This window comes from Maribacter chungangensis, from assembly GCF_042676845.1.
Taxonomy (GTDB): domain Bacteria; phylum Bacteroidota; class Bacteroidia; order Flavobacteriales; family Flavobacteriaceae; genus Maribacter; species Maribacter chungangensis.
Map to the genome: position 1 here is coordinate 339,194 of NZ_JBHTHY010000003.1, position 24,819 is coordinate 364,012.

The 24,819-nt window shown below is 42.3% G+C and carries 14 protein-coding genes; 7 read left to right on the forward strand and 7 right to left on the reverse strand.

All coding sequences use genetic code 11. The annotated features are described in order from the left end of the window. Positions 1–417 precede the first annotated feature (417 nt). Genes ACFQZJ_RS01495 through ACFQZJ_RS01505 form a run of 3 tightly spaced genes read left to right on the forward strand, consistent with a single transcriptional unit; the run spans position 418 to position 10,413 of the window. Entirely contained in the window at positions 418–7,470 is a 7,053-nt protein-coding gene (locus ACFQZJ_RS01495; protein WP_379931793.1) for a T9SS type B sorting domain-containing protein, read from the forward strand. 32 nt (positions 7,471–7,502) lie between these two features. After that, positions 7,503–8,450: a PorP/SprF family type IX secretion system membrane protein gene (locus ACFQZJ_RS01500; RefSeq protein WP_379931794.1), complete on the forward strand. Its 948-nt coding sequence runs from the start codon at positions 7,503–7,505 to the stop codon at positions 8,448–8,450. A 1-nt stretch (position 8,451) separates the two neighbouring features. After that, on the forward strand, positions 8,452–10,413 hold the full coding sequence (locus ACFQZJ_RS01505; protein ID WP_379931795.1) for an OmpA family protein: 1,962 nt from the start codon (positions 8,452–8,454) through the stop codon (positions 10,411–10,413). Positions 10,414–10,856: 443 nt separating this feature from the next. Here ACFQZJ_RS01505 and ACFQZJ_RS01510 read toward each other — a convergent pair whose 3' ends face one another. The 6 genes from ACFQZJ_RS01510 to ACFQZJ_RS01535 all read right to left on the reverse strand — a co-directional run bounded on the left by ACFQZJ_RS01510 (position 10,857) and on the right by ACFQZJ_RS01535 (position 17,133). Beyond that, positions 10,857–11,654: an alpha/beta hydrolase gene (locus ACFQZJ_RS01510; RefSeq protein WP_379931797.1), complete on the reverse strand. Its 798-nt coding sequence runs from the start codon at positions 11,652–11,654 to the stop codon at positions 10,857–10,859. Further along, on the reverse strand, positions 11,655–12,770 hold the full coding sequence (locus ACFQZJ_RS01515) for a Zn-dependent alcohol dehydrogenase (protein ID WP_379931798.1): 1,116 nt from the start codon (positions 12,768–12,770) through the stop codon (positions 11,655–11,657). Between the two features lie 464 nt (positions 12,771–13,234). Further along, on the reverse strand, positions 13,235–13,840 hold the full coding sequence (locus tag ACFQZJ_RS01520) for an SIMPL domain-containing protein (protein WP_379931799.1): 606 nt from the start codon (positions 13,838–13,840) through the stop codon (positions 13,235–13,237). A gap of 18 nt (positions 13,841–13,858) precedes the next feature. Further along, complete coding sequence (locus tag ACFQZJ_RS01525) at positions 13,859–14,284, reverse strand: hypothetical protein (protein ID WP_379931800.1); 426 nt, start codon at positions 14,282–14,284, stop codon at positions 13,859–13,861. Between the two features lie 307 nt (positions 14,285–14,591). Then, a complete protein-coding gene (locus ACFQZJ_RS01530; protein WP_379931801.1) occupies positions 14,592–15,236 on the reverse strand; it encodes a response regulator in 645 nt (214 codons plus the stop codon). After that, complete coding sequence (locus tag ACFQZJ_RS01535; protein WP_379931802.1) at positions 15,223–17,133, reverse strand: tetratricopeptide repeat-containing sensor histidine kinase; 1,911 nt, start codon at positions 17,131–17,133, stop codon at positions 15,223–15,225. The genes ACFQZJ_RS01530 and ACFQZJ_RS01535 overlap by 14 nt, the downstream gene beginning before the upstream one ends. Before the next feature lie 377 nt (positions 17,134–17,510). Here ACFQZJ_RS01535 and ACFQZJ_RS01540 point away from each other — a divergent pair, with 377 nt between their 5' ends. From ACFQZJ_RS01540 to ACFQZJ_RS01550, 3 genes are all read left to right on the forward strand, one after another. After that, positions 17,511–17,990: an acetyl-CoA carboxylase biotin carboxyl carrier protein subunit gene (locus ACFQZJ_RS01540; RefSeq protein WP_379931803.1), complete on the forward strand. Its 480-nt coding sequence runs from the start codon at positions 17,511–17,513 to the stop codon at positions 17,988–17,990. A gap of 9 nt (positions 17,991–17,999) precedes the next feature. Further along, positions 18,000–19,472: an acetyl-CoA carboxylase biotin carboxylase subunit gene (gene accC / locus ACFQZJ_RS01545; RefSeq protein ID WP_379931804.1), complete on the forward strand. Its 1,473-nt coding sequence runs from the start codon at positions 18,000–18,002 to the stop codon at positions 19,470–19,472. A gap of 180 nt (positions 19,473–19,652) precedes the next feature. After that, entirely contained in the window at positions 19,653–21,194 is a 1,542-nt protein-coding gene (locus tag ACFQZJ_RS01550) for an acyl-CoA carboxylase subunit beta (protein WP_379931805.1), read from the forward strand. A 111-nt stretch (positions 21,195–21,305) separates the two neighbouring features. Here the strand turns inward: ACFQZJ_RS01550 and ACFQZJ_RS01555 are convergent, their stop codons facing one another. Beyond that, positions 21,306–22,154, reverse strand: a complete 849-nt coding sequence (locus tag ACFQZJ_RS01555; protein WP_379931806.1) for a BspA family leucine-rich repeat surface protein — start codon at positions 22,152–22,154, stop codon at positions 21,306–21,308. Positions 22,155–22,362: 208 nt separating this feature from the next. Here ACFQZJ_RS01555 and ACFQZJ_RS01560 point away from each other — a divergent pair, with 208 nt between their 5' ends. Continuing rightward, on the forward strand, positions 22,363–24,810 hold the full coding sequence (locus tag ACFQZJ_RS01560; protein ID WP_379931807.1) for a carboxypeptidase-like regulatory domain-containing protein: 2,448 nt from the start codon (positions 22,363–22,365) through the stop codon (positions 24,808–24,810). Positions 24,811–24,819: the final 9 nt, after the last annotated feature.

Consider the following 24,819-nt stretch of genomic DNA (forward strand, 5'->3'; position numbering starts at 1 on the left):
TGCAGCTGTAATACTTCTAAATTCTGAACGAAAATTTTTTGCCCGACTACAAAACCGCCTTAATTCGTCTACAGTTTTATGTAGTTGACAACAAAATTTCCTTTTAGACGTGCATTTCATCGATCTTTACCTGTAAGTATTGGCGAATTACTGTTTCCCCCAAAGTCCTTCCTTAAGTATGTTGGCCACATAAGGTTTCAGTTTTGTTATCCAAGATCGGGTTATCTAACCTTTTTATTGTTTAAATAAATAAAAAAAAATAGTGACCAAAACAAATAAGTGGTTCTAATTTATAAGAAGAATCTATCGATATAAACAATCATGCACTTGCATTTTTTGTAAACGGCATGAGCTTTATCATAAAAAATACTATTGCTGACCAGCAGTATAGTCTAAATACAAACCATTAACCAAAGTATGAAAGAAGTCTCCCCAACCACGATTTTTAATCGTAATTCCGTACACACACTTTTTGTTTTAGCGGTAATTCTGTTCACAGGATTATTAAAAACCCACGCCCAACTAAGCGATGTCCATTATTTACCACCGTTAAAACAGGTTGCAAATAATCAGGCAATTGTACAACAGGCGTTCTATCTGTCTACCCCGGAAACCACTGCGTTTAATGTAAACGTATATCAAGGTACCGGAACTACTCCAGTTGCAACCTTGTCCATCTCCAATGCAGCTTCGGGGCAATATGATGTTTCGGACGGAGATAATAATATTAGTCTCGTTGATGAAACTAATACGGGTATTGTGCTAAGTACCAGTGGACTTCGTTTTGAAGCTCCGGGAGGCGAAAAATTCTATGTAAATTACCGAGGGCGTTCAGGAGCACAAGGAACTTCCTTGACATCTAAAGGTCGTGCGGCCGCCGGAACAAGCTTTAAATGGGGCGGTATTCCGAACAGAGCCAATAACGGTAATTTAACTTCGACCCTGGGCATCATGGCCACGGAGGACAATACGACCGTAGATATTTTCGGTTACGACCCTAATTGTGAATTTAGATTAGGTAGTAACCGCGGTGGTATTACATCAGATGCTATTCAAATAACCTTAAATGCTGGTCAGACCTATGTGTTAGAGGCTGCGAAAAATCAGACTACGGCCAATATTGACGGTTGGTTGGGCGCTTCGATAAAATCGGATAAGAAAATTGTAATCAGTAATGGAGGTCTTAATGTTGGGATACGGACAACATCCGGCTCCAGAGATGCGGCCATTGACCAACCTGTTCCTGAGAATGTTTTAGGTAGGGAGTATGTTTTTATTCGCGGAAATGGACAAACAAACAATGAAACGGAATTCCCTATTATCATTGGTACACAGAACAATACGGATATTTTTGTTAACGGATCAACAACACCCATAGCCACCATAAATGAAGGGGAGTATTTTGAAGTGCCGGGAAGTAACTATTCTTCCAATACCGCAGGAGCCAACATGTTCGTAACAACTTCCAAAGAGGCTTATGCGTATCAATGTTTGACGGGAGCATCGGGAATACAGACCTTAGGACTAAATTTTATTGCACCGGTAAACTGTTTACTGCCAAGCATACTTAGTAATATTCCTGACATTAGGGATGTAGACGGATTAAATTTTGATGGTGGTGTAACCATCGTAGCGTCTACTGCAACACCGGACGCCAATATTACGGTAACCGATGGTACTGGCAGTGTGGCCCTGCCAGCGGCAGCTGCCGTTGCAGGGACTTCGGAATGGAAGACATTTTTCGTAAGTGGACTTACCGGTAATGTTTCTGTGAATTCTACAGGCCCTATAGCTGTAGGTTTTTTAGGCGCAAGTGGGAACGCTGGAATTGCCGGCTACTTTTCTGGTTTTGATACCGTTCCCGTTGTTGAGTTGGATGTTACCGGAGGCGGCTGCCTACCAGCGGATGTTTTTGAGGCAACAGGAGGTTTTGACGCTTATCAATGGTTTCAGGACGGTACTGTTCTTACAGGCCAAACTGCTAGTTCGTTTACACCGGCAACCCCGGGAGCCTATTTTGTAAGAGTAACAAAAGGTGGATGTACTTATGACTCTGCCATACTGTCTGTGTACAGTTGTGCACCGGAATTGGTATTGACTAAGGTAGACGATGTGGATCCTGTTATTGCGGGCAATGATGTTACGTTTACCATTACAGCAGAATATTTAGGTTTTAACGCTATAAATAACGTGGTTATCACCGATGTTTTACCTTCCGAGTTTTCTTTTGTGAGTGCTACCACCGATGCGGGTACCTTCTCCGAACCTAATTGGACCATAGGAACGATGCAGCGCGGACAATTCTTTACATTGGAGCTTACGGCTACGGCAAATAGTGTTCCTTCGGACATTACGGTAACCAATTCCATATCCGCTACTTTTGATGAATCGGGTTCCGAGGTTAACACCATCGTAGACGATACCGATGAAGATGTTACCATACAAAGCGACGCCGATGGAGACGGTATTCCGGATAGTACAGATCCGGATGATGATAACGACGGTATCAGTGATGCTCAAGAAGCAATAGATGGCACCAATCCATTGGACGATTGTAGCTCAATTGGAGGAACTCCATTACCAACAGGAGACTGTGATGCTGATGGTGTACCAAATGCATCGGATATCTGTGATGGTTTTGATGATAATGTTGACAATGACTTGGACGGGGTACCGGACGGATGTGATCTGGATGATGATAATGATGGAATTTTAGATACGGTCGAATTTGGGGAATGTCCAACAGGTATTAGCAACACACTTATTTTTGATGATTTTGGAACGGGTGCAAAAACAACAACTCCGTTTACCAATTACTGTTATGAAGATGGGTCCGGGAACACTACTTGTTCCGTGCTGCCTGGCAGTACTATTTTAAATGATGGGGAATATGCCGTTGCACAATTTCCAAATCCCGATACATCAAATGCAGCTGATTGGACTACACAAGGGGACCACACAGGTAACCCAGGCGGACGGATGATGATAGTTAACGCTTCTTTTGCGGCAGACGAGTTTTACAGACGCACCATAACCGTAGACCCAAATAAATTAGTTGATGTAAACCTATGGTTGCTAAATGTAATTAACCCAGGTAATAATTTAATACTTCCCAATATATCACTAAGCATAGAAACAATGGCCGGAGCACAAATAGGTGCTGCTGTTAGTACGGGTGATATACCGGAAAACGGAATGTGGAACAATTATAATATAGCTGTTAATCCAGGAAATAATACTCAAATACAGCTTGTACTTACCAACAATGCCAGTGGTGGTAGTGGTAACGATTTAGCCCTTGATGATATTACCGTTACACAGATCATTTGTGATTCGGATGCGGATGGTATACCGGATTTTCAAGATAACAGTTCGGATACGGATGCTTGTGAGGATGCTCTAGAGGGCGATGGCGGTTTTGGTCAAAACGACTTGGATGCGAACGGAAGGCTTACCGGGGGAGTAGATCCAATTACAGGAATACCGCTGGTAGCTGGATCTGGTCAAGCCAGACTTGGCGCTGGGGATGCAGCGATTACCGGAGGTGGATGTGACGATGATGGTGACGGATTAACCAATGACGAGGAAACAACAGGCGTAGACGACCCATCCACAGCGGCAAATCCAAACGGTGAAACAACAGATCCAACAAATGAGGATACGGACGGCGATGGCATCAACGATGGCCAGGAAGCCTTGGACGGTACAGATCCTAACGATTCATGTAGTTCTGTAGGTGGCACCCCATTGGGAACCGCAGATTGTGATAACGACGGTTTAACGAACGACGAGGAAACAACAGGCGTGGACGACCCATCCACACCGGCAAATCCAAATGGCGAAACCACCGACCCCAATCTTATAGATACGGATGGTGATGGTATTTCAGATGGACAAGAAGCCCTGGACGGTACAGATCCTAACGATGATTGTAGTTCTAACGGAGGAACACCATTACCTACAAGCGATTGCGACGGCGATGGTAATCCTACCAGTTCGGATCCAAATCCCGATACCCCTACCGCAGTAGACGACAATACTACGGCAGACGTGGGTGTTCTAAAAACAATTGACATTTTATTCAATGATGATTTTGCTGCTGGCAGTATAATAACGGTTACAGGCGGCACCGCAGCAGGTACGATAACCGTAGATCAAGCAACAGGTGAACTGACCTATACAGCTATAGCCGCGGAAGACAATTCTACGGTAACGGTAACATATCAAGTTTGTAACGGTACCGTTTGTGCCAATGCCACGGTTAATATTACCATACCGGCCTGTGTAGATACAGACGGTGATAATATATGTGATGTTGATGATAGCGCACCAAACGACCCCTGTGCCCCAATGTCCGATCCTAATTGGATACCAGTAGGTACCAGTGATTGTGATAATGACGGCTTAACCTATGATGAGGAAATTACGGGTGTAGATGACCCTTCAACTCCTGCAAATCCAGCAGGGATTACTACAGATCCAATGGATGAAGACACCGATGGAGATGGTATCTCCGACGGACAAGAAGCTTTGGACGGAACAGACCCGAACAACGACTGTGATTCCGTTGGTGGGACTCCACTAGGAAACAGCGATTGTGATAACGACGGACTAACAAATGACGAGGAAACAACAGGTGTAGACGACCCATCCACAGCGGCAAATCCAAACGGACAAACCACGGATCCAGCAAATGAGGATACGGATGGCGACGGTATCAACGATGGCCAGGAAGCCTTGGACGGTACAGACCCTAACGATTCCTGTAGTTCTATCGGTGGTACACCGTTGGGAACCGCAGATTGTGATAATGATGGTTTAACAAATGACGAGGAAACAACAGGTGTGGACGACCCATCCACAGCGGCAAATCCAAACGGACAAACCACGGATCCAGCAAATGAGGATACGGACGGCGATGGCATCAACGATGGCCAGGAAGCTTTGGACGGTACAGATCCTAACGATTCCTGTAGTTCTATTGGCGGAATACCGTTAGGAACTGCTGATTGTGATAATGATGGTTTAACCAATGATGAGGAAACAACAGGTGTAGACGACCCATCCACAGCGGCAAATCCAAACGGTGAAGCAACAGATCCAACAAATGAGGATACGGACGGTGATGGCATCAACGATGGTCAGGAAGCCTTGGACGGTACAGATCCTAACGATTCCTGTAGTTCTATCGGTGGTACGCCATTAGGAACCGCAGATTGTGATAACGACGGACTAACAAATAACGAGGAAACTACGGGGGTAGATGACCTTACGACTCCATCGAATCCAAATGGAGAACTAACAGATCCAAGCAATCCGGATTCGGATGGAGATGGTATATCCGACGGGCAAGAAGCTTTGGACGGTACTGATCCAAATAACGATTGTGATTCTATCGGTGGTACGCCATTGGCTACCAGTGATTGTGATGGAGACGGTAATCCTAACGGAACAGATCCTAACCCAACGGTAGCAACGGCAGTGGACGATAATACTACCGCAGACGTTGGTATACCTAAAACCTTGGATATCTTATTTAATGATGATTTCCTAAATGGCAGTAGCGTAACTATTACAGGAGGTACTGCAGCAGGTACGGTTACTTTTGACCAAGCTACAGGAGAACTTACGTATACGGCCATACCCGCCGAAGATAATTCTACGGTAACGGTAACATATCAAGTTTGTAACGGTACCGTATGTGCTACGGCAACAGTGTTCATAACTATACCTTCATGTGTAGATACAGATGGTGATAATATTTGTGATGGTGTTGATCCGGCACCAAACGATCCTTGCATTCCCATATCCGATGCAGATTGGAGACCGGTAGCTACTAGTGATTGTGATGGTGATGGACTTACCTATGCAGAGGAAACCACAGGTGTGGATGATCCTTCGACACCGGCAGATCCAAACGGAGAATTAACAAATCCGGCAGATGAAGATACGGATGGTGATGGTATCAACGATGGCCAAGAGGCTTTGGACGGTACAGACCCTAACGATTCTTGTAGTTCTATCGGTGGTACACCATTAGGAACTGCAGATTGTGATAATGATGGTTTAACGAACGACGAGGAAACAACAGGTGTGGACGACCCATCCACAGCGGCAAATCCAAACGGACAAACCACGGATCCAGCAAATGAGGATACGGATGGTGATGGTATCAACGATGGCCAAGAGGCTTTGGACGGTACAGATCCTAACGATTCCTGTAGTTCTATTGGTGGAATACCGTCGGGAATTGCAGATTGTGATAATGATGGTTTAACGAACGATGAGGAAACTACAGGTGTGGACGACCCTTCCACACCAGGAAACCCTAACGGGAATATAACCGATCCTAATGTAGTGGATACGGATGGAGATGGTATTTCCGATGGACAGGAAGCCTTGGATGGGACAGATCCTAACGATTCTTGTAGTTCTATTGGCGGAATACCGTTGGGAACTGCTGATTGTGATAATGATGGTTTAACCAATGATGAGGAAACTACAGGTGTAGATGACCCTTCAACTCCTGCAAATCCAGCAGGGATTACTACAGATCCTGATCTAGCCGATACGGACGGTGATGGCATCAACGATGGTCAGGAAGCCTTGGACGGTACAGATCCTAACGATTCTTGCAGTTCCGTTGGAGGTACGCCTATTGAAACCGTCGATTGTGATAACGATGGGTTGACCAATGCTGAGGAAAACATTGCGGGCACGGATCCTAACAATCCGGATACGGATGGCGATGGTGTCAGCGACGGCGATGAAATCACCAATGGCTCCGATCCATTAAACCCATGTGACCCGGATAACGCAAATACACGTTGCGATACGGATGGTGATGGGCTAACAGATGCCGAGGAAGTTACTTTGGGTACGGATCCAAATAATGCGGATACGGATGGCGATGGCATTTCCGATGGCCAAGAAGTGCTAGACGGAACCAATCCGTTGGACGATTGTGATTCGGTAGATGGCACACCATTGGGAACAAGTGATTGCGATTCTGATGGCTTGACCAATGCAGAGGAAGCCACGGCGGGTACCGACCCTAATAATCCGGATACGGATGGTGACGGTATCAATGACGGACAAGAGGTATCGGATACCACTGATCCTTTGGAACCTTGCAGTTCTAATGGAGGAACACCTCCCACCGGAACCATTTGTGATATTGAAATCGAAAACGACATGGTTGACCCGAATGTGAACAATAGTACGTTCATTATTAGAAACATAGAGCAGTTCCCTGACAATACCGTGGAAATCTACAACAGATGGGGCGTAAAGGTCTTTGAAACTAATGGCTATGACAACATATCCAATGCGTTTAAAGGTGTTTCCAATGGTAGAGCTACTGTCAAAGTTAACGAAGAGTTACCAGTAGGGGTATACTATTATATTATCAACTATAGGGATACCGGACAAGGTAAATCCAAATCCGGTTACTTATACATCAACAGATAATGAACAGCATATCCATAAAAGAAAATAATATCATGAAAAATTATATCTATACAACACTGCTGCTAACCTTCTTGTCCTTTGGAGGACTAATGGCCCAGCAAGATGCGCAATACACGCAATACATGTACAATACCATGGCGGTGAATCCTGCCTACGCCGGTTCCAGAGGGGTGTTCAGCATAGCTGCTTTACACCGTTCGCAATGGGTTGGTTTGGATGGTGCTCCTACCACTCAAACCTTTAACTTCCATACACCTGTATCTAAACGGGTAGGTATAGGTCTTTCTATCGTAAATGACGAGATAGGGAACGGTACCAATCAGGATACTTATTTTGATGGGGTATTCTCCTATACGGTACCAACGTCTGAAAACGGAAAACTCTCTTTTGGATTAAAAGCGGGAGGTCATTTTTTAAATATAGATTTTAACCAGCTCCGGAATTATGGAGCTCAAGGAGCGGCGGTTGCCCCTGTGAATATCGATAAAAAATTCTCTCCCAACTTTGGTGCAGGGGTGTATTATCATACTAATAAATTCTATGCAGGACTTTCGGTGCCCAATTTCTTGGAAACCGAACATTTTGATCGGTCAGGGGCTGCTGGTGGTACTTCTGCCCTGGCACGGGAACGGTTGAACCTCTATTTGATTTCCGGTTATGTTTTTGACATGAACAGGGACTTGAAGTTTAAGCCCGCCATTTTATTGAAAGCGGTACAGGGAGCACCGTTACAAGCAGACCTATCGGCAACATTTCTTTTAAGGGATAAGTTTTCATTTGGAGCGGCCTACCGTTGGAGCGCGGCATTAAGTGCCCTGGTCGGCATGCAGGTTTCCGACCAGTTTATGGTCGGTCTCGCCTACGACAAAGAAACAACACAATTGGGGAATACGGCATTTAACGACGGTTCCTTTGAGGTTTTTCTCAGATATGAGTTCAAAACAAGATATAATAAAGTATTAACCCCGAGATTCTTTTAACATGACCTTTATACAAAAAATAACAGCAACGATAACGATATACACGCTTCTTCTTACCTGTTCTTCTATTGTAGGGCAAGAAAAGAAGGTGCAAAAAGTAACCGATAATTTTAATAAATATGCTTACGCAGAAGCTATAGAAAGTTATGAAAGCTTGTTGGAACAAGGGTTTACAGATCTGGAAATATTCAAAAACCTAGGTAACGCCAATTATTTTAACGCCAACTATCAAGACGCGGCCAAATGGTATGGAAAACTCTTTGATCTGGAAAACCCGGAGGTAGCATCGGAATACCTATACCGATATGCTCAAAGTTTAAAATCCATTGAGAACTATGCCGAATCCGACAAATGGATGAAAAAACTGGAATTGGCTAAAGAAAAAGATAATAGACTATCAAAGTACATTAATAATGATGATTACTTGAAAACAATTAAAGAAAATTCGGGGAGATATAAGATCAAAAATTTAGATATCAACTCAAGTTCGTCAGATTTTGCGCCTTCCTTGAATGGTAAACAGCTCATTTTTTCTACGGCAAGGGACAGTGGTCTATTTGCGAAACGAATCCACAATTGGAACAACAAATCATTTTTAAATTTATACAGTGCTGATATTTCCGAAAACGGAGAACTTAGCAATCCCAAACAATTAAGTGGCCTGTTAAACAAAAAAACCCACGAATCTTCAACAGCGTTCACTAAGGACGGAAACACGATGTACTTTACAAGGAATAATTCCAAAAATGGAAAATTTTCCAGAGATGACGAGGGAGTGAGTAGGCTAAAAATTTATAGGTCCAAATTAAAGAATGGTGAATGGTCCAATATAGAGGAACTTCCTTTTAACGGGGAAAATTACTCCGTAGCCCACCCAGCCTTGAACGCTGATGAAAGCAAATTATATTTTGCCTCGGATATGGAGGGTACCCTTGGAGCATCTGATATTTTTGTCGTTGAGATAAATACCGATGGAAGCTTTGGGCCACCAAAGAACCTAGGTCCAGGTATTAATACGGAGTCTCGCGAAACGTTTCCATTTGTAACCGAAGCGAATATACTTTATTTTGCATCGGACGGACATCCTGGCCTAGGAGGCTTAGATATTTTTGCTGCCAATTTGGAAGATTCGGAAATCAGTACCGTAATTAATCTGGGTAGCCCAATAAATACGCCCGAAGATGACTTTTCTTTTATCTTCAACGAAACATCGAAAACTGGCTATTTTGCCTCGAATAGAAAAGAGGGAAAAGGGGACGATGATATTTATTCGTTTAAGGAAACCAAAGATCTTAATTTTGAATTTGAGTCTACCTTGGACGGGGTAGTAAAGAATCTTGAAAATGGTGCCATCCTTCCCAATGCAACCGTAGAAATAAAAAATATCGAAGGCAGCATAATTGCTACCGCTAAGACAGATGAAACAGGATATTTTAATATTCCTTTTAAAAGCACAACAAAAGAACTTTCTACCGTTATTACTTTAGCTGAATATGAAGTAGGTGGTAGGTCGTTTACGCCAAATAAAAATGGGATTACCTTAGAATTCCTTCTGGCACCTAAAGCCAATAAAGTTGGCTTAGGTGAAGATGTAGCGAAGTATTTAAATATGCCTATGATCTACTTTGATTTTGATAAATCAAACATAAGACCAGATGCTGCGTTGGAGCTGGATAAGATTGTAGCGTTCATGAACGAATATCCAGAAGTTAATATAGAAATAGGTTCGCATACAGATAGCCGTGGTAATGATTATTACAACTTAAGTTTATCTGAAAAAAGAGCTCAGGCTACACGTAGTTACCTCATAGATATGGGAATAGACTCGTCAAGGCTTTCAGCTAAGGGATATGGGGAAACACAATTGACGAACAACTGTGGTAATTCCGCAGAAAATTCAATCGAATGTGGCAAAGCACAGCATGAATTGAACAGAAGGTCAGAATTTATTATAGTCAAATAAAATTCTTAATAAGGTGTTTTAGAAAGGATGTTTGCTATGCGAACATCCTTTTTTTGTGCGAAAAAGAAGTACACAAGTTAGCCCAAATTATGTTTTGGATCGTTCGTTAAGAAGCTTCGAAATACAATGAAATCTGGGGTTGTATCGATTTTAGGATAGCACCGCTATGGTTACATCGTAAAAAAGTAGCGCGGGGGTAGTATTCGCAGTAGCTCGGAATTGTAATGGTTTTTTTAATGCGTAATTTGGGTTTAATCTTATCTATTGTAATTTCAAAGGGAGAACGGTCGATTTTTATAAGAAGAAGGATTAGATTTTTAATAAAGGGCCTTATTTCTTAAAATGAAGGGCATATTAACTTTTTTTATTCTGTTTACACAAACTGATGGTAAATACAATGTGGCGGATAAAGAATAAAATCGGCATATCGATAGCACTATACTTTATGTTGGATTAAAAAAAAGCAAACTGTCTTTTACATGATTTTGCCAATAGGACCATTCATGTCCACCTTTAAATTCCTCATAAATATGTGGAACCTTACGTTGTTTAAGAGCTTGGTGCAGGGTTCTGTTGTGTTCCAGCAAAAGGTCTTCCGTACCACAATCGAATCTGATTTTAGGTAATGTGCCCGATTGCTTGTCCAGTATTCCCAATACGGAATGTTCGCTACTATGGCTTTGCGTGTATCCCGATAAGTTTTCCGCTACAAAAAGTGCCATTTGGTCTAGATGGGTAATGGAAGAATGGGCAGAAATCGCTTGGAACTTTTCAGGGTATTTAAGTCCTAATCTCAGGGCTCCGAAGCCGCCCATGGAAAGTCCCGAAATATAAACCGGGGACATATCGCCGACCATTGAAATGTTCTGGCGCACGGCAGTAGGAACATCGTCCACGATCCATTTCTCAAAGTCCCGTTGGTGATGGGGTAGATAACCCGACCCGTCTCCCCAGAGTCCGTCCGAGGGCATGGCGATGACCATGGGCCCTATGGCCCCTTTTTGCATCAGTTCCCATGCCGTATGGTGTACGCCACCTTGTTGCGACCATGACCAGGCACTGCCGTAAACACCGTGCAGTAAAATGGCCAAAGGTATATTTGCCAGATTGGCCAACGGCGGCACAAAAACGCAGATATCGCCCCTGCCTTTGAGGTTATTGCTCTTTACCGTAATAAAACGGAGGTTATTGCTCTCAAAAGTAGGATTTGATATTTCGGTAGTTCTAAACTGTTTTTCCATTTAAAAAAGGATGACACCCTTGGCATTTTTACCGGAGAGCATGTCGTCAAAGGCCAAGGGCAGCTCTTCCAAGGTATAGGTTTTTGTAATCATTTCTTCCAGTTGCAAAGCTCCGGAGGCGTAGCGCTCCAATATTTTTGGAAAATCCTGTTGGGGTCGGCAACCGCCATAAAGCGGATTGATATAAATTTTGTCCCATTCAAAAAGGTTCATATCAAAAGGGATTTCCTGCTCTATGCCACTTACCTGTACGGCCGTGCCCGCGTTGCGGACCATGGCCAACGGCGCGGCACCCAGTTCCGGTACGGCTGTACACTCAAAGGCATAATCGGCCCCTCGGCCCTCGGTTAGTTTTTTCACCTTCAAGGCCGCTTTTAATAAACCTTTATCGTTCTTATGGGCCAGGATGGTATGTGTTGCACCGAATTGTTTTGCCATAGCAAGACGTTTTTCGTTGATGTCTATGGCAATAATTTTATCGGCCTTACTTATTTTGGCTCCCTGTACCACGCTAAGGCCCACCCCGCCCGTTCCAAGCACCACTATGGAACTGCCAGCAGTGACTTTTGCGATATTGATAACGGAACCGTAGCCCGTCATTACCCCACAGCTGATAATACTTGCCGCGGCAAAGGAAATGGTCTTCAGCGGATTTTTGACCACTGCGGATGCTTTTACCAAGGTATATTCGGACAAGGTACCTATATTAAAGGACCGTTCTATAGGACTGCCCTTATATGTTGTGCCTTCTAAATGCGCGTGTCCTTGGGTGTATCCGTTGGCACCGGCCACTACAGGGGAATTATTTTCGCAGATATGTTCGTTTCCTCGGTTACACTGAAAACAGTTGTTGCAAGGTGTAGCCCAATTAAGGATTACGCTATCGCCTACGGCTACATGTAGCACGTCTTTTCCAATGGCACCTACAATTCCTGCACCTTCGTGTCCCATAACAATGGGCTTGCCCCAAGAAAGGGAATCGTGATCGGTATGGCATAGTCCAGCAGCCTTCATTTGTACCAGTACTTCGTCCGGCCCTGGGTCGGCTACGATTACTTGGTCTACGATAAATTTACCATCACCAGTGGCAATGGCACTTTTTGAGATACTGGGCATATAGTTTTAAAAGTTTAGGGGTAATTTACAACTATCAATTTTTTCCCTAAAATACCACATTGAAAGGAAAACACCTTAATTTAATATTACTTGAAAAATAAATGATTTTTTTGGTGTTACTTTTAATTATGCGGTAACGCTAAATTAATTGTTTGGATGCAGCTACAAACCACTAAAGAATATGGTAACTGCCCCATTAATACCAATTTAAATTCTAGATGTCGCATAAAATAAGTTTCTTTTTTACTCATTTGTCGTCATAAAATAGAACCATAGCTAATGCTATGCTTAGATTTCATTCCTAAACTGAGAAAAAAATAATTCAAATTTTCAATATCACATTCAAAACTTAAATTGGTTTAATATCGCTTAGGATAGTTTTGTATTGTTGCCCATATTAAAACAAAAGACCCGGAAAAAACCCAAATAGTTTCTTCCCGGGCCCAAAAACAACCAACACTGTATTATTTCATTTGATAGCCCACGGTAATACTAAAATACTCTTCATAAGAATCATAATAGCTTTTCCAGATTCCCGTTACTGGCGTATTTTCACTTATATACACGATTTCTCCTAAAGATTTTCCGGCAATTTTACAAAGTTCTTCCGCATGGGTCCTGGCATCTTCCAAAGCCTCTTTTCTCGCTAGACTCCTCTTGGCGGCCGTGAGGGTATTTTTTGTGTTAAACTGTAGTGAAACACCATTTAATCTTACCTTCATCAATTTTTCCGCCATCTCTTTGGAGGTAGTTTCTAATTGAAGTATAGTACCTTCTTTTTGGTATCCCAAGGTCATAAACTCCATTTTCTTTTCAACCAACTGGGAAGGGTCAAATCCTTCTCTTGTAAGCGCGGCGTAATATTTGTCCTTAAATTCTTCCAAGGTTTTGCATTGTGGGTCTGCATAATATACCTGATCCATATTCAAGGTAACCTTTATTTTATAGGCGGTTACTTCTCTTTCTAAGGTAGCGCTCCCCATAACTGTGGTGGTTCTTTGTGTCTCTTTTGTCTGTGCATTGCCAATTATGGCGGCGAACAATACTATTAGGGTCATTGTTTTTTTCATGCTTTCTGTGTTTTAGGATTAGGAAATAGTGAAAAGAAAGGAGGCAACGATCATCCATACCCCCACTGCAAGGCCAAGAATACCCAGTTTTCCTTGTTTTGGTGCGATTTTACTTCTAAGTTCTGCCGCTCTTTTTTGCGCTTCTGGGTTTTTACCCATAAAAAGTTTGTTCATAAGACCAGAGCCTAACATGAAGCCTAATGTGGCTTGGACTACACTACCAGCGGCTAGAGTAATCCACCATATTGGAGCAGTAGTTAACCAGCCAAGGTTTATAATACTGGTAATGATGCCCCAAACACCCAAGATGCAAAATATTAGTCCTATCCAACCTTGGTAGGGCTCTATTTTCTCCAATAATTCTTTAGCATTTGGTTTTTTGGACAGTACAAGGGAGGGTACCGCGATAATACTTAACAAGACTAAAAAAATTCCGTTGATCATGATGTAAGTTTTTATATGTTTATACTGCAAAGATGCAGCCTACACCTATTTTTTTTAGCCCTGTTTTCCGTAGAAATACGTTCCCTGAAAACAGGGGTATGGTACCGTAAATGTTTAAATTAGGAGCATTACATCGTAGGGTGATAGGGATACAATCCCTAAATATTTTGAATCTTCTAGGTGATAGTTGTATCGAAAAGCATTGAAATTAGCAATCGGTCACATTTCTCAAATACGGATTTGTGACCGATTGCTGTTTTGGGAAAATGCTAAGGCGTTGCGTTAAAGAAACTGTTATCGGAAACTGTTAATCCAACAAGCCGAATTTTATGGCATATTTGGTCAGTCCGGCGAGGTTTCTTACGTCTAGTTTGGAGATGAGGTTCTTTCGGTAACTTTCTATGGTGTGCTTGCTCAAGAACAGTTCGTCCGCGATTTCTTGCGTGGTAAATTCCTTGGCAATTAAGGTAAGTACTTCCTTTTCTCTTTTGGATAAGGAGTCTTCCAAGCTTTGTTCGTTGGAAAACATTCCTTTTAAATAGACGTCCTTGATAGCTTGTGCAAAATACTTGTCCCCATTAAGGATCGTCTCTATTGCGGTCAGCAATTCGTCCTTTTCAGCATTTTTTGGAATGTAACCGTCTACGTTGTCCTTTGTCAAGGTCTGTACCGTCGTGGCATCGTGCAGCATACTTACCACCAAGGTTTTAATTTTGGGATGGTTTTGTTTGATGTGTTTGTTGAGTTCTATCCCGTTGTACTCTGGCATGTTTACATCCGTAATTACTAAATCTATCCCGTCCTTAGCATTAATGTCTATGTATTTGGCCACGTTCTTTCCGTTATTTGCGGTAAGGATAACCTCATAATTGTCTTTATGTGCCAAGATACTCATTACGCCATCCAAGAACATTTTATGGTCGTCCGCAATGATAAGTTTATATGTTTTCATGCTTATGTTTTATTGGTATTTCTATAGTGACTACTGTGCCACGGCCTAATGCACTATCTACGAGTAGGCTTCCGTTCCACTGCTCTATTCTGTTTTTTATGTTATATAATCCAATACCGTTTGGGGTATTTTTCACTTCAAAACCGGCTCCATCGTCTTCGAACAATAATTGAAATACATTTTTGTGTACGGTTAAATGTAGTTCTACCTGTTTGGCGTTGGCGTGTTTTATGGTATTCGTAAAAAGCTCCTGTACCACTTGGTAGAGCACTACTTTTAGGGGCTCTCCCAAGTTATTGATGCGTTCTTTTGGATGCGCCTGAAAGGTAACTTCCATCTTTGAACTGTTCTTTATTTTTTCGACATACTCCGCTATCAGAAGAGTAAACGCACTTTCATTGAATTTTTTCGGCGTAAGGTCATGCGAAATTTCGCGCACCAATTCGTAGGTTTCGTTGATTTGGTTCATTATGCCCTTTTGTAGCTTGTTTTTGTCCTCCATGTTTGCCATTTGTAGCTTTATCCCGGCCAAGTTGCCTCCAATACTATCATGCAGTTGCTGGGCGATACGGGCACGTTCCTCTTGTTGTGCCTCTAGGGAGGTGCGTGCAAGTTTAAGCTCTTGCTCGTTCAAAAGGCCACTAATACGTTGGGCATTGAGTTCTTCTTGCTGTTTGTTCAGGGCACTTTGGGCCTGCAATTTTTGGTAGTAGACATAAAGTAGGGCAATAATGGGGATCAACAATGCCAAAAAACCGATGAGCACTGCTTTTTTTATGGTTTTTTGGCGTTCGATCTCGTTCTGTTTTTCCGCTTGTTCCTCCTTAAGCTCATAGATTTCGTTTTCCTTTTGCAGGGTCTGATATTTAATTTCCAGTTCCTGAATGGCCTTACTGTTTTGCTGTGCAATAATTTCGTTGGATATAGCCGTGAATTGGGTCATAAGGTTGTAAGCGTTCTCAAAATCCCCTTTGGCCGAATACGTAAGGCGAAGGCTGTTCACTATTTTCTTCTGAAGGTCCAAGCGGTTCCATTGCATCGCGTTGGCGTAGGCCGTGGACAAGGTCATTTCCGCTACCTCGAAATTACCAAGTTCGCGCTGTGCCGTTCCGTATCCTTGAACGGCAACGGTATATACATCAAAATAATTTTCTTCTAGCCCTGTTCTAATTATTTCCTCGTACAGAGGTAGGGAGATGGTGTAATTCTTTTGCTTTAATGCTAGTTCGGCCATGGCCAACCGGACTTCTAACTTAAGCTTTGTTCCGGATTTTTCGTCTAAAGACCCTTGTGCTTCGTCGTAATATCGGGCGGCAGCCACAAGGTCTCCCTGTTGAAAAAAACTACGGCCTAAAAACAGTTTGGCCTTCGCTTTAAGGCTCGCATCGTCTGCAATGAGGGCAACTTCTTGGAACATCGCTTCCGCTTTTCCATACCTATGTTTCTGTAGGTATACCTTGCCAAGACCAAGTTGTAGTCTCCTAACTATAGCTTCGTTTTTGGGCTCGTCCACTACGGACAGGCCGGTTAGAAAAGCTTCCAAAGCGGAGTCATACAGCCCGTTAAGATATTTTCCCTCGCCAAGTAGTAGTTGTGCGCGGGCTTCATACAACGGAGGCATAACAAATTCGCTATATGTGTTTGGGATATTGGCCATCCGTTGTGCGTAATGTACCACGGAATCTGCATTGCCATAGTTTTTATGTTCTTCGCCAATAGCGTACAGAACGGGTAATTGGCGTTCCGGGGAATCCACATTGTTCAGGGCAACATATAAAGAATCCTTTATCAAACTAGGCGTATGCCCAAAAGCCTTGAAATTAACGATGTCCTGTGCCAATAATCTCTGCTGTGATATACAGTAAAACCCTGTAACCAATACTAGTACGAGGTACATTCGCATGTTTACGGCACAATTGTTTTTATATGAATAGATAGGTTTGCCCAAGGTCCTAAATCGGTTAAGTATTCTTATATGTATAGGGATAACGTAACCCTAACTAACTTGTTGCCAAAATTAAAGTATTCGAAAATGTAAAAGCTCCCTGTTTTCAGGGTGTTTGTTGAAGTATAAAATTAGATGGCTCATGGTATGCTGGTTTCTGTAAACTGATAGATTCGGGAATGTGCCTTTATTCCTAAGGAAAAGTAATGACGAACCCAACCGCAAGGTTTGACGGATCGGTTTTATGGTCGTAAATTAGAGCTGTAAAAAAGATAGGATAACAAGAGCGATTTAATGCGGCATCGAATTTAACTACCAATAATAAGCGCATGGAAAAGTACCTAGTAAAAATAAAAGACACGGAATTTGAAGTGGGCAATGATGACCTAAAGGTTTTGGATATTCAAAAAAAACTTGGAAACAGGTATCATGTATTAAAGAACAATATCGCTTATAATGTTCACATCTTGGAGACCGATTTTGAATCAAAAACCCTTAAACTCTCCGTAAACGGCAATACATATACCATTGCGATAAAGGACAAGTACGACCAACTGGTAGAACAGATGGGCCTGTTATCCAATACCACCAATAAGGTCAAAAACATTCTGGCGCCTATGCCCGGTTTGATATTGAACGTGCTCGTGGAAGCCGGTCAGGAAATACAGGATGGCACACCTTTATTGGTACTTTCCGCTATGAAAATGGAAAATCAACTGTTGGCACAGGGTGCGGGAATTGTTAAAGCGATTCATCTGAAAACAGGGGATACCGTGGATAAAGGGCAGTTGATTATTGAGATCGAATAAATAGAAAAAATGCAAAAAATACTAATTGCCAATCGCGGGGAAATTGCCCTAAGAATCATGAAGACGATACGGAAAATGGGTATAAAAACTGTTGCCGTGTACTCAGAGGCCGACAGAAACTCACCTCACGTGCGCTATGCCGATGAGGCCGTACTTTTGGGCAATGCTCCTTCTTCCGAATCCTATTTGGTCATGGAAAAAGTCATTGCTGCAGCAAAACAGACCGGAGCGGAAGGCATACACCCCGGTTACGGATTTTTGAGCGAGAATGCCGATTTTGCCCAAATGGTTACCGATAGTGGTATTACTTTTATTGGTCCCTTACCCCATGCTATTAGGGTTATGGGGAATAAACTGGCGGCGAAGGAAGCCGTAAAATCTTATGATATTCCCATGGTGCCCGGCATAGATGAGGCCATAACGGACCAAGAGTTGGCAAAAAAGATAGCGGGGGAAATAGGTTTTCCCATCCTCATAAAAGCGGCTGCCGGTGGTGGCGGAAAAGGGATGCGTGTGGTGCACAACATGTCCGAACTTCCGGAACAAATGGATCGAGCCATTGGTGAGGCGATCGCGGCATTTGGGGACGGTGCCGTCTTCATAGAAAAATATGTGGGTTCGCCACGGCATATAGAGATTCAGGTATTGGCAGATACGCACGGTAATGTGGTGCATTTGTTCGAGCGGGAGTGCAGCGTACAGCGCAGGCATCAAAAAGTAGTGGAGGAAGCACCTTCTTCCGTATTGACTCCTGCACTGCGCACCGAAATGGGCGAAGCTGCCGTCCGTGTGGCCAAGGCATGTGATTATGTGGGTGCGGGAACAGTTGAATTTCTGTTGGACGAAAACAAGAATTTCTATTTTCTTGAAATGAATACCCGCCTACAAGTGGAGCATCCGGTCACTGAACTTATTACCGGTCTGGATTTGGTAGAACAACAGATAAAGATAGCTAGAGGGGAAGTATTGGAGTTTACGCAGGCCGATCTAACGATAAATGGGCATGCGGTGGAAGTCCGTGTGTACGCGGAAGATCCTTTGGATAATTTTATGCCCAGTATCGGTACCTTGTCTACCTACAAAACGCCAACTGGAATAGGTGTCCGGGTCGATGACGGTTTTGAGGAAGGAATGACGGTCCCCATGTTCTACGACCCTATGATTTCCAAGTTGATTACCTATGGAAAAACCAGGGAAGAAGCCATCCGTTTAATGATCGATGCCATAAGCGATTACAGGGTAGAAGGTGTGGCTACGACCTTGTCATTCGGGAAATTCGTTTGTGAGCACGAGGCCTTTACCTCCGGCAATTTCGATACCCATTTTGTGCAACGGCATTACAGTCCCGCTGCATTGAAGTCCAAATACGCAGTAGAGGAAGAGATTGCCGCCTTGGTGGGATTACAGCTTTATTTGGAACATAACCAAGAGGTAAAACTGCCCAAGGCCACCCCAAAAGATTGGAAACAAAATAGAAGCTAAAAGTATCAAACCATTGCCTAGGCTAATGCTTGCCACCTATTATAAGAATGTATGGGACAATGAAAAACAGCTGACGGTGGCAAGGACAGTAAGCGGCTGTTATAACATCCAATAAGGCCGGTCAACCTTAAAAAACTTGAAAATAGTTTAGTTATAGATAAGACTAGAAAAAAATATTGAATGAGCGATAAGTTAAAAATCCTACAGGACAAGTTGAACGCATCACGTTTGGGTGGTGGGGAGGAACGCATAAAAAAGCAGCACGAAAAAGGAAAGCTGACCGCCAGGGAACGTTTACATTTTTTGTTGGACAAAGGTTCTTTTGAGGAGCTTGGCGCCTTGGTTACCCACAGGACTACCGATTTTGGGATGGACAAACAACAGTTTTATGGTGATGGTGTCGTCACAGGCTACGGAACGATCAACGGAAGGCAAGTGTGTGTGTTTGCGCAGGATTTTACCGTTTTTGGCGGTGCTTTATCAGAGACCCATGCGGAGAAAATTTGTAAGGTGATGGACATGGCCCTGAAAATTGGTGTACCCATAATCGGGCTCAACGATAGCGGTGGCGCACGTATTCAGGAAGGGGTGCGCTCATTGGGCGGTTATGCCGATATCTTTCATAAAAATGTAAAGGCTTCCGGGGTGGTGCCACAGCTTTCGGCCATTATGGGGCCTTGCGCCGGCGGTGCGGTCTATTCACCCGCCATAACGGACTTTACCCTGATGGTAGAAAACTCCAGTTATATGTTCGTTACCGGCCCCAATGTAGTCAAGACCGTTACCAATGAAGAAGTTACCTCCGAGGAGCTGGGCGGTGCTATGACCCATGCGACCAAATCCGGTGTTACACATCTGACCTCCGCCAACGATATCGAATGTATAGCACAGCTCAAACAATTACTTTCCTATATGCCCCAAAATTGCGAGGAGCGGCCAGAAACGTTACCCCTTGCTCTGGGTAATGAAATCAGGGAGGAACTGGAGCAAATAGTGCCGGAAAACGCCAATAAACCTTATGACATGCGCTTGGTCATCAAGGGCATTATAGACGAAGCTTCCTTTTTTGAAATTCATAAGGACTATGCCGAGAACATCGTGGTGGGCTTTTGTAGGCTGGGCGGGCGTAGTGTGGGTATTGTCGCCAATCAGCCCAATAGTCTTGCCGGCGTTTTAGATGTAAATGCCTCCAAGAAAGCGGCACGTTTTACCCGTTTCTGTGACTGTTTTAATATTCCCTTGCTGGTCTTGGTAGATGTTCCGGGTTTTTTACCGGGAACCGATCAGGAATGGAACGGAATTATCACCAACGGCGCCAAATTACTGTATGCTTTAAGTGAAGCTACGGTGCCAAAAATCACGGTGATTACAAGAAAGGCTTACGGAGGAGCTTATGATGTAATGAACTCCAAACACATTGGCGCGGATATGAACTATGCTTGGCCTAGTGCCGAAATTGCCGTTATGGGTGCCAAGGGTGCCAGTGAGATTATTTTTAAGAAAGAAATCCATAAAGCCAGCGACCCCACGGCTAAACTCGCCGAAAAGGAACAGGAATATGCGGATAAATTCGCTAATCCCTATAGCGCCGCAGAAAGAGGATTTATAGATGAGGTGATACTACCGAAGAACACCCGAAGAAAATTGATCAAGGCTTTTGCGTTATTGGAAAATAAGGTGGAGCAGATGCCCAAGAAGAAGCATGGTAATATTCCGTTATAATGTATGTGCCTTATAAACATGTCAGGATATTTCCAATCGGGGTTTCAGTAAATAAGCGTAAAAGTTGTTTCCGCCAAAATAGCCAAGAACCACCGGTTTAAGTCCTCTTTTCTAATTTAAGGCGCAGTTTACAAAACTTGGTTTCGGCAGCACCCAAGTCGGTTCGGTATACAGGTCGAACCAAAAACAATTGCTCACATTGGCCACATCCCATCCGCTTAGGTCTTGGTTAAAAGGTGATAAACTAAACATACTGTTCATATTGGTGACGTATCCTACGTTCCAAGAGCTAATATCTTGATTAAAAGAAGATTTAGAAAACATGCGCGACATTGAAGTTATATTACCAACATTCCAATCGCCGATATCTCTATTGAAGGTAGAAAAATAGAACATGTCGTACATAAGGGTAACATTACGTACATCCCATGAACCAATGTATTGGTCGAATAATGTGCCTGCAAACATGCTATTCATATCAATAACATTACCCACATCCCAAGAGTTAAGATCTTGGTTGAACGGCGAGTATGCAAACATACTTGCCATGGTAGTAACTGCACTTACGTCCCAAGAGCTAATATCTTGATTGAAAGAAGATTCCAAGAACATTTCGCTCATATCTTTAACGTTGCCGGTGTCCCAAGAACTAATATTCGGGTTTAGGTCTGTACGTTTAAACAATCCATTCATGCTAGTTACTCGGGTCGTACAAAATCCCGTCACATCTTCTTTGTCCTTAATGGCTTGTCTCAACATGGATTCGTCCGCAATGGTATAGATTACACCGTTAAGAGTACCTTTGTCGCCAATTTGTGCCCAATCGTAGCATCTTATACTTATACCGTTAGCGGCCAGAAATATGGGGTTTTCCTCTTTAGGAATAGTACTTGAATCATCATCTGCACAAGAATAGAAAGCACAGATAAGAAACAGCACAAAGAGAACTCTTTTAAACATATTCTAAGGTGTTTTTAAGATAACAAGATACAGATGGGTTAAACATTATAAAATGATATTGCTCATAAGTACTGGTTTACTTTAAACTTTAGAAAAATGAATAATTTCTTTTACTGATGATATAGAGGTGAATTAGTTCATAATAAGTGATTAAATTGCATTAAAGGATAATATTGCACGATATGCATTGGATTTTTAAATTATTAAAATGAAGCTAATTCAAACATTGAACATATTGATTTTGCTTTGTATTTGTTTTACAACTAGTGCATTGGCGCAAAAACCCATTTTTGAAACCACTTTTTATAACAGGTTTGAGGTTGTCCTGCTGGGCGAACAAACCCATGGCGATGGGGCCGTTTTTGAAAAAAAGCTTGAAATGGTCAAGGAACTGCACGAAAAAGGCGGTTTTAACCTCTTGATTTTTGAAAGTGGGATGTACGATAATTTTAAGGCCGATCAGTTGTATGCTGCGAACAAGGAGGATAGCAGTATTTTTAAACAAAGTGTAGGTTGGTTGTATTCCGACACCAAAGTATTCCAAGAACTTTTGGAGTATATGGACATGCATCCAAAATTGAAAATCATGGGATTTGACTCTCAGGAATCCAGCTTATTTGAAACCTATTTTATAGATGATTTTAAAGCACTTTGTCAAAAGAATGCTATTTCCATTTCGGCCGAAACCTACAGGACATTAGAAAAGACGCTTGTTGTTAGGGATTTAGAGTCCTATGTAGGTAACCAAAAGGATTCCACTGCCTTGTATTCTACCATACGATCCATACAGGATCAGCTAGACCAGATTCCGAAAAAGGATTTAGAAACCAAGATACTGGTGCAAACCTTTAAAAGTGTGTTTTCGGATATGGATTTTATATTAAAAGACCTTCAGAAAGAAAAAATATACGTTCAGAACCCTAGGGACAAGCAGATGGCAGAAAATCTGATTTTTTTGAAAGAAACCTACCCCAACGAAAAGATAATGGGTTGGGGTGCCAGCTATCATTTTGCCAACCGTTTAAGCGATTTTGAATTTACATCGACAACAGAGAATTATATAAAAAAGGTATTCCAAAGTATAGACAGCCTTGCAGGGCACAACCACACAGAACTACAAGAAGAAATAGACCAAATAAAGGAATTGAGCTTTGCCGTACCCATGGGGCAAATCCTAAAAGAAGAATACGGAGATAAACTATTTAGTTTGGCTTTTACCTCGTATGAAGGCACCTATCAAAATTTTATACATGATATCATTGTTCCAGTACCGCAACCACCTATCAATAGCCTTGAATACACATTAAAAAAGCAGGGGATTACAGAAAAACTCCATTTTTTGGAGCAGAACAAAGAGAAAACATATTCCTCCGTCCTAGGTTATATACCGGTATTTGCTCATTGGAATACCATTTTTGATGGTATCTATTATATCGAAAAAATGACACCTCCCGTGTATACGGAATATGGTTCCGAACGGGAACAACTTTTGATCTCAACTAGACCCAATATGATTTCTGGAGCTGTCCTGGATGCCGAAACCTCAGAAGAAATTCCTTATGCAGATGTGTATTATTCGGATACGAACCGTAGCACGGTTACAGATGCCAAAGGTGCTTTTTCAATTTCCAGTTCCAACAATACTGATGCCTATTTAGTCTTTTCTGCCATAGGTTACAAGAGCGATTCTATCCAAGTCCGTAATCTAAAAAAGAAACAAAGCATTGGTCTGAAAATTTCAAAGGATGATATTGTGTTAAATGAGGTAGTAGTCACTACAAAATCTACCCCTTTAACAGCGGAAGAAATCATAAAAAGAGCACGAAAAAATATACCAACGAATTACGTGCAAACGCCTTATAACCAAAGACTCTTATTTAGGGTGATGGATTACAACGTTAAGGATTCAATTACTTATGGAGAGGAAGCGTTTATTGAAACCTTCAATAAAAAAGGCATTAACGGATCTAATAAAGTTGAGAACGGATTTTTTGGAGAGATCCAACATATCAGAAGTAATACCGATGTCTACGATAAAAACCGTTGGCGTAACGGAGTAGGTGGTTTGTGGGTGGTTTTAGGGAAAGACATCATTTTAGGGAAGACAAATGTATTACATAGAACTGCTTCTTACGAAGTAGCAACAGAGGGTATTGTAAATTACGAAGGTCGTAAGGTGCATAAAATTAGCTTTGTAAACAATTCCCCTGGAGCCTATTCTACAGGCTTTGGGTATCCAGCCCCCGAAAAATCAAATGGCTCCATATTTATAGACACCGAAAATTACGCCGTTCTTAAATATGAACATTACATTATTCGTGAACCGTTCGTATCAAAGAAAAGCAAGAATACCAATAAGTGGAGTCATCATATTGTACAATCCTATAAAAAGGTTAATGGCACCTATTTTATCAATCTTCTTGAAATGTCAAGGACAACTGATGTGTTTTCTCCTCAAAATGTGTACTTGGGTACTTATTTTAACGTTCAAACACTCATATCGGACGACATAGAAACCAAAAATATCAGTGTTATAAAACGCCCTTTAATAGATTTAAAAAAGGGGTTCAAAAAAAATGCTAAGGATACCTTTTGGGACAATAAACCGATGGATTTTAGCGTCAGTGGTTCTACCTTTAATATTGTAATGGAATGATGGTCATGA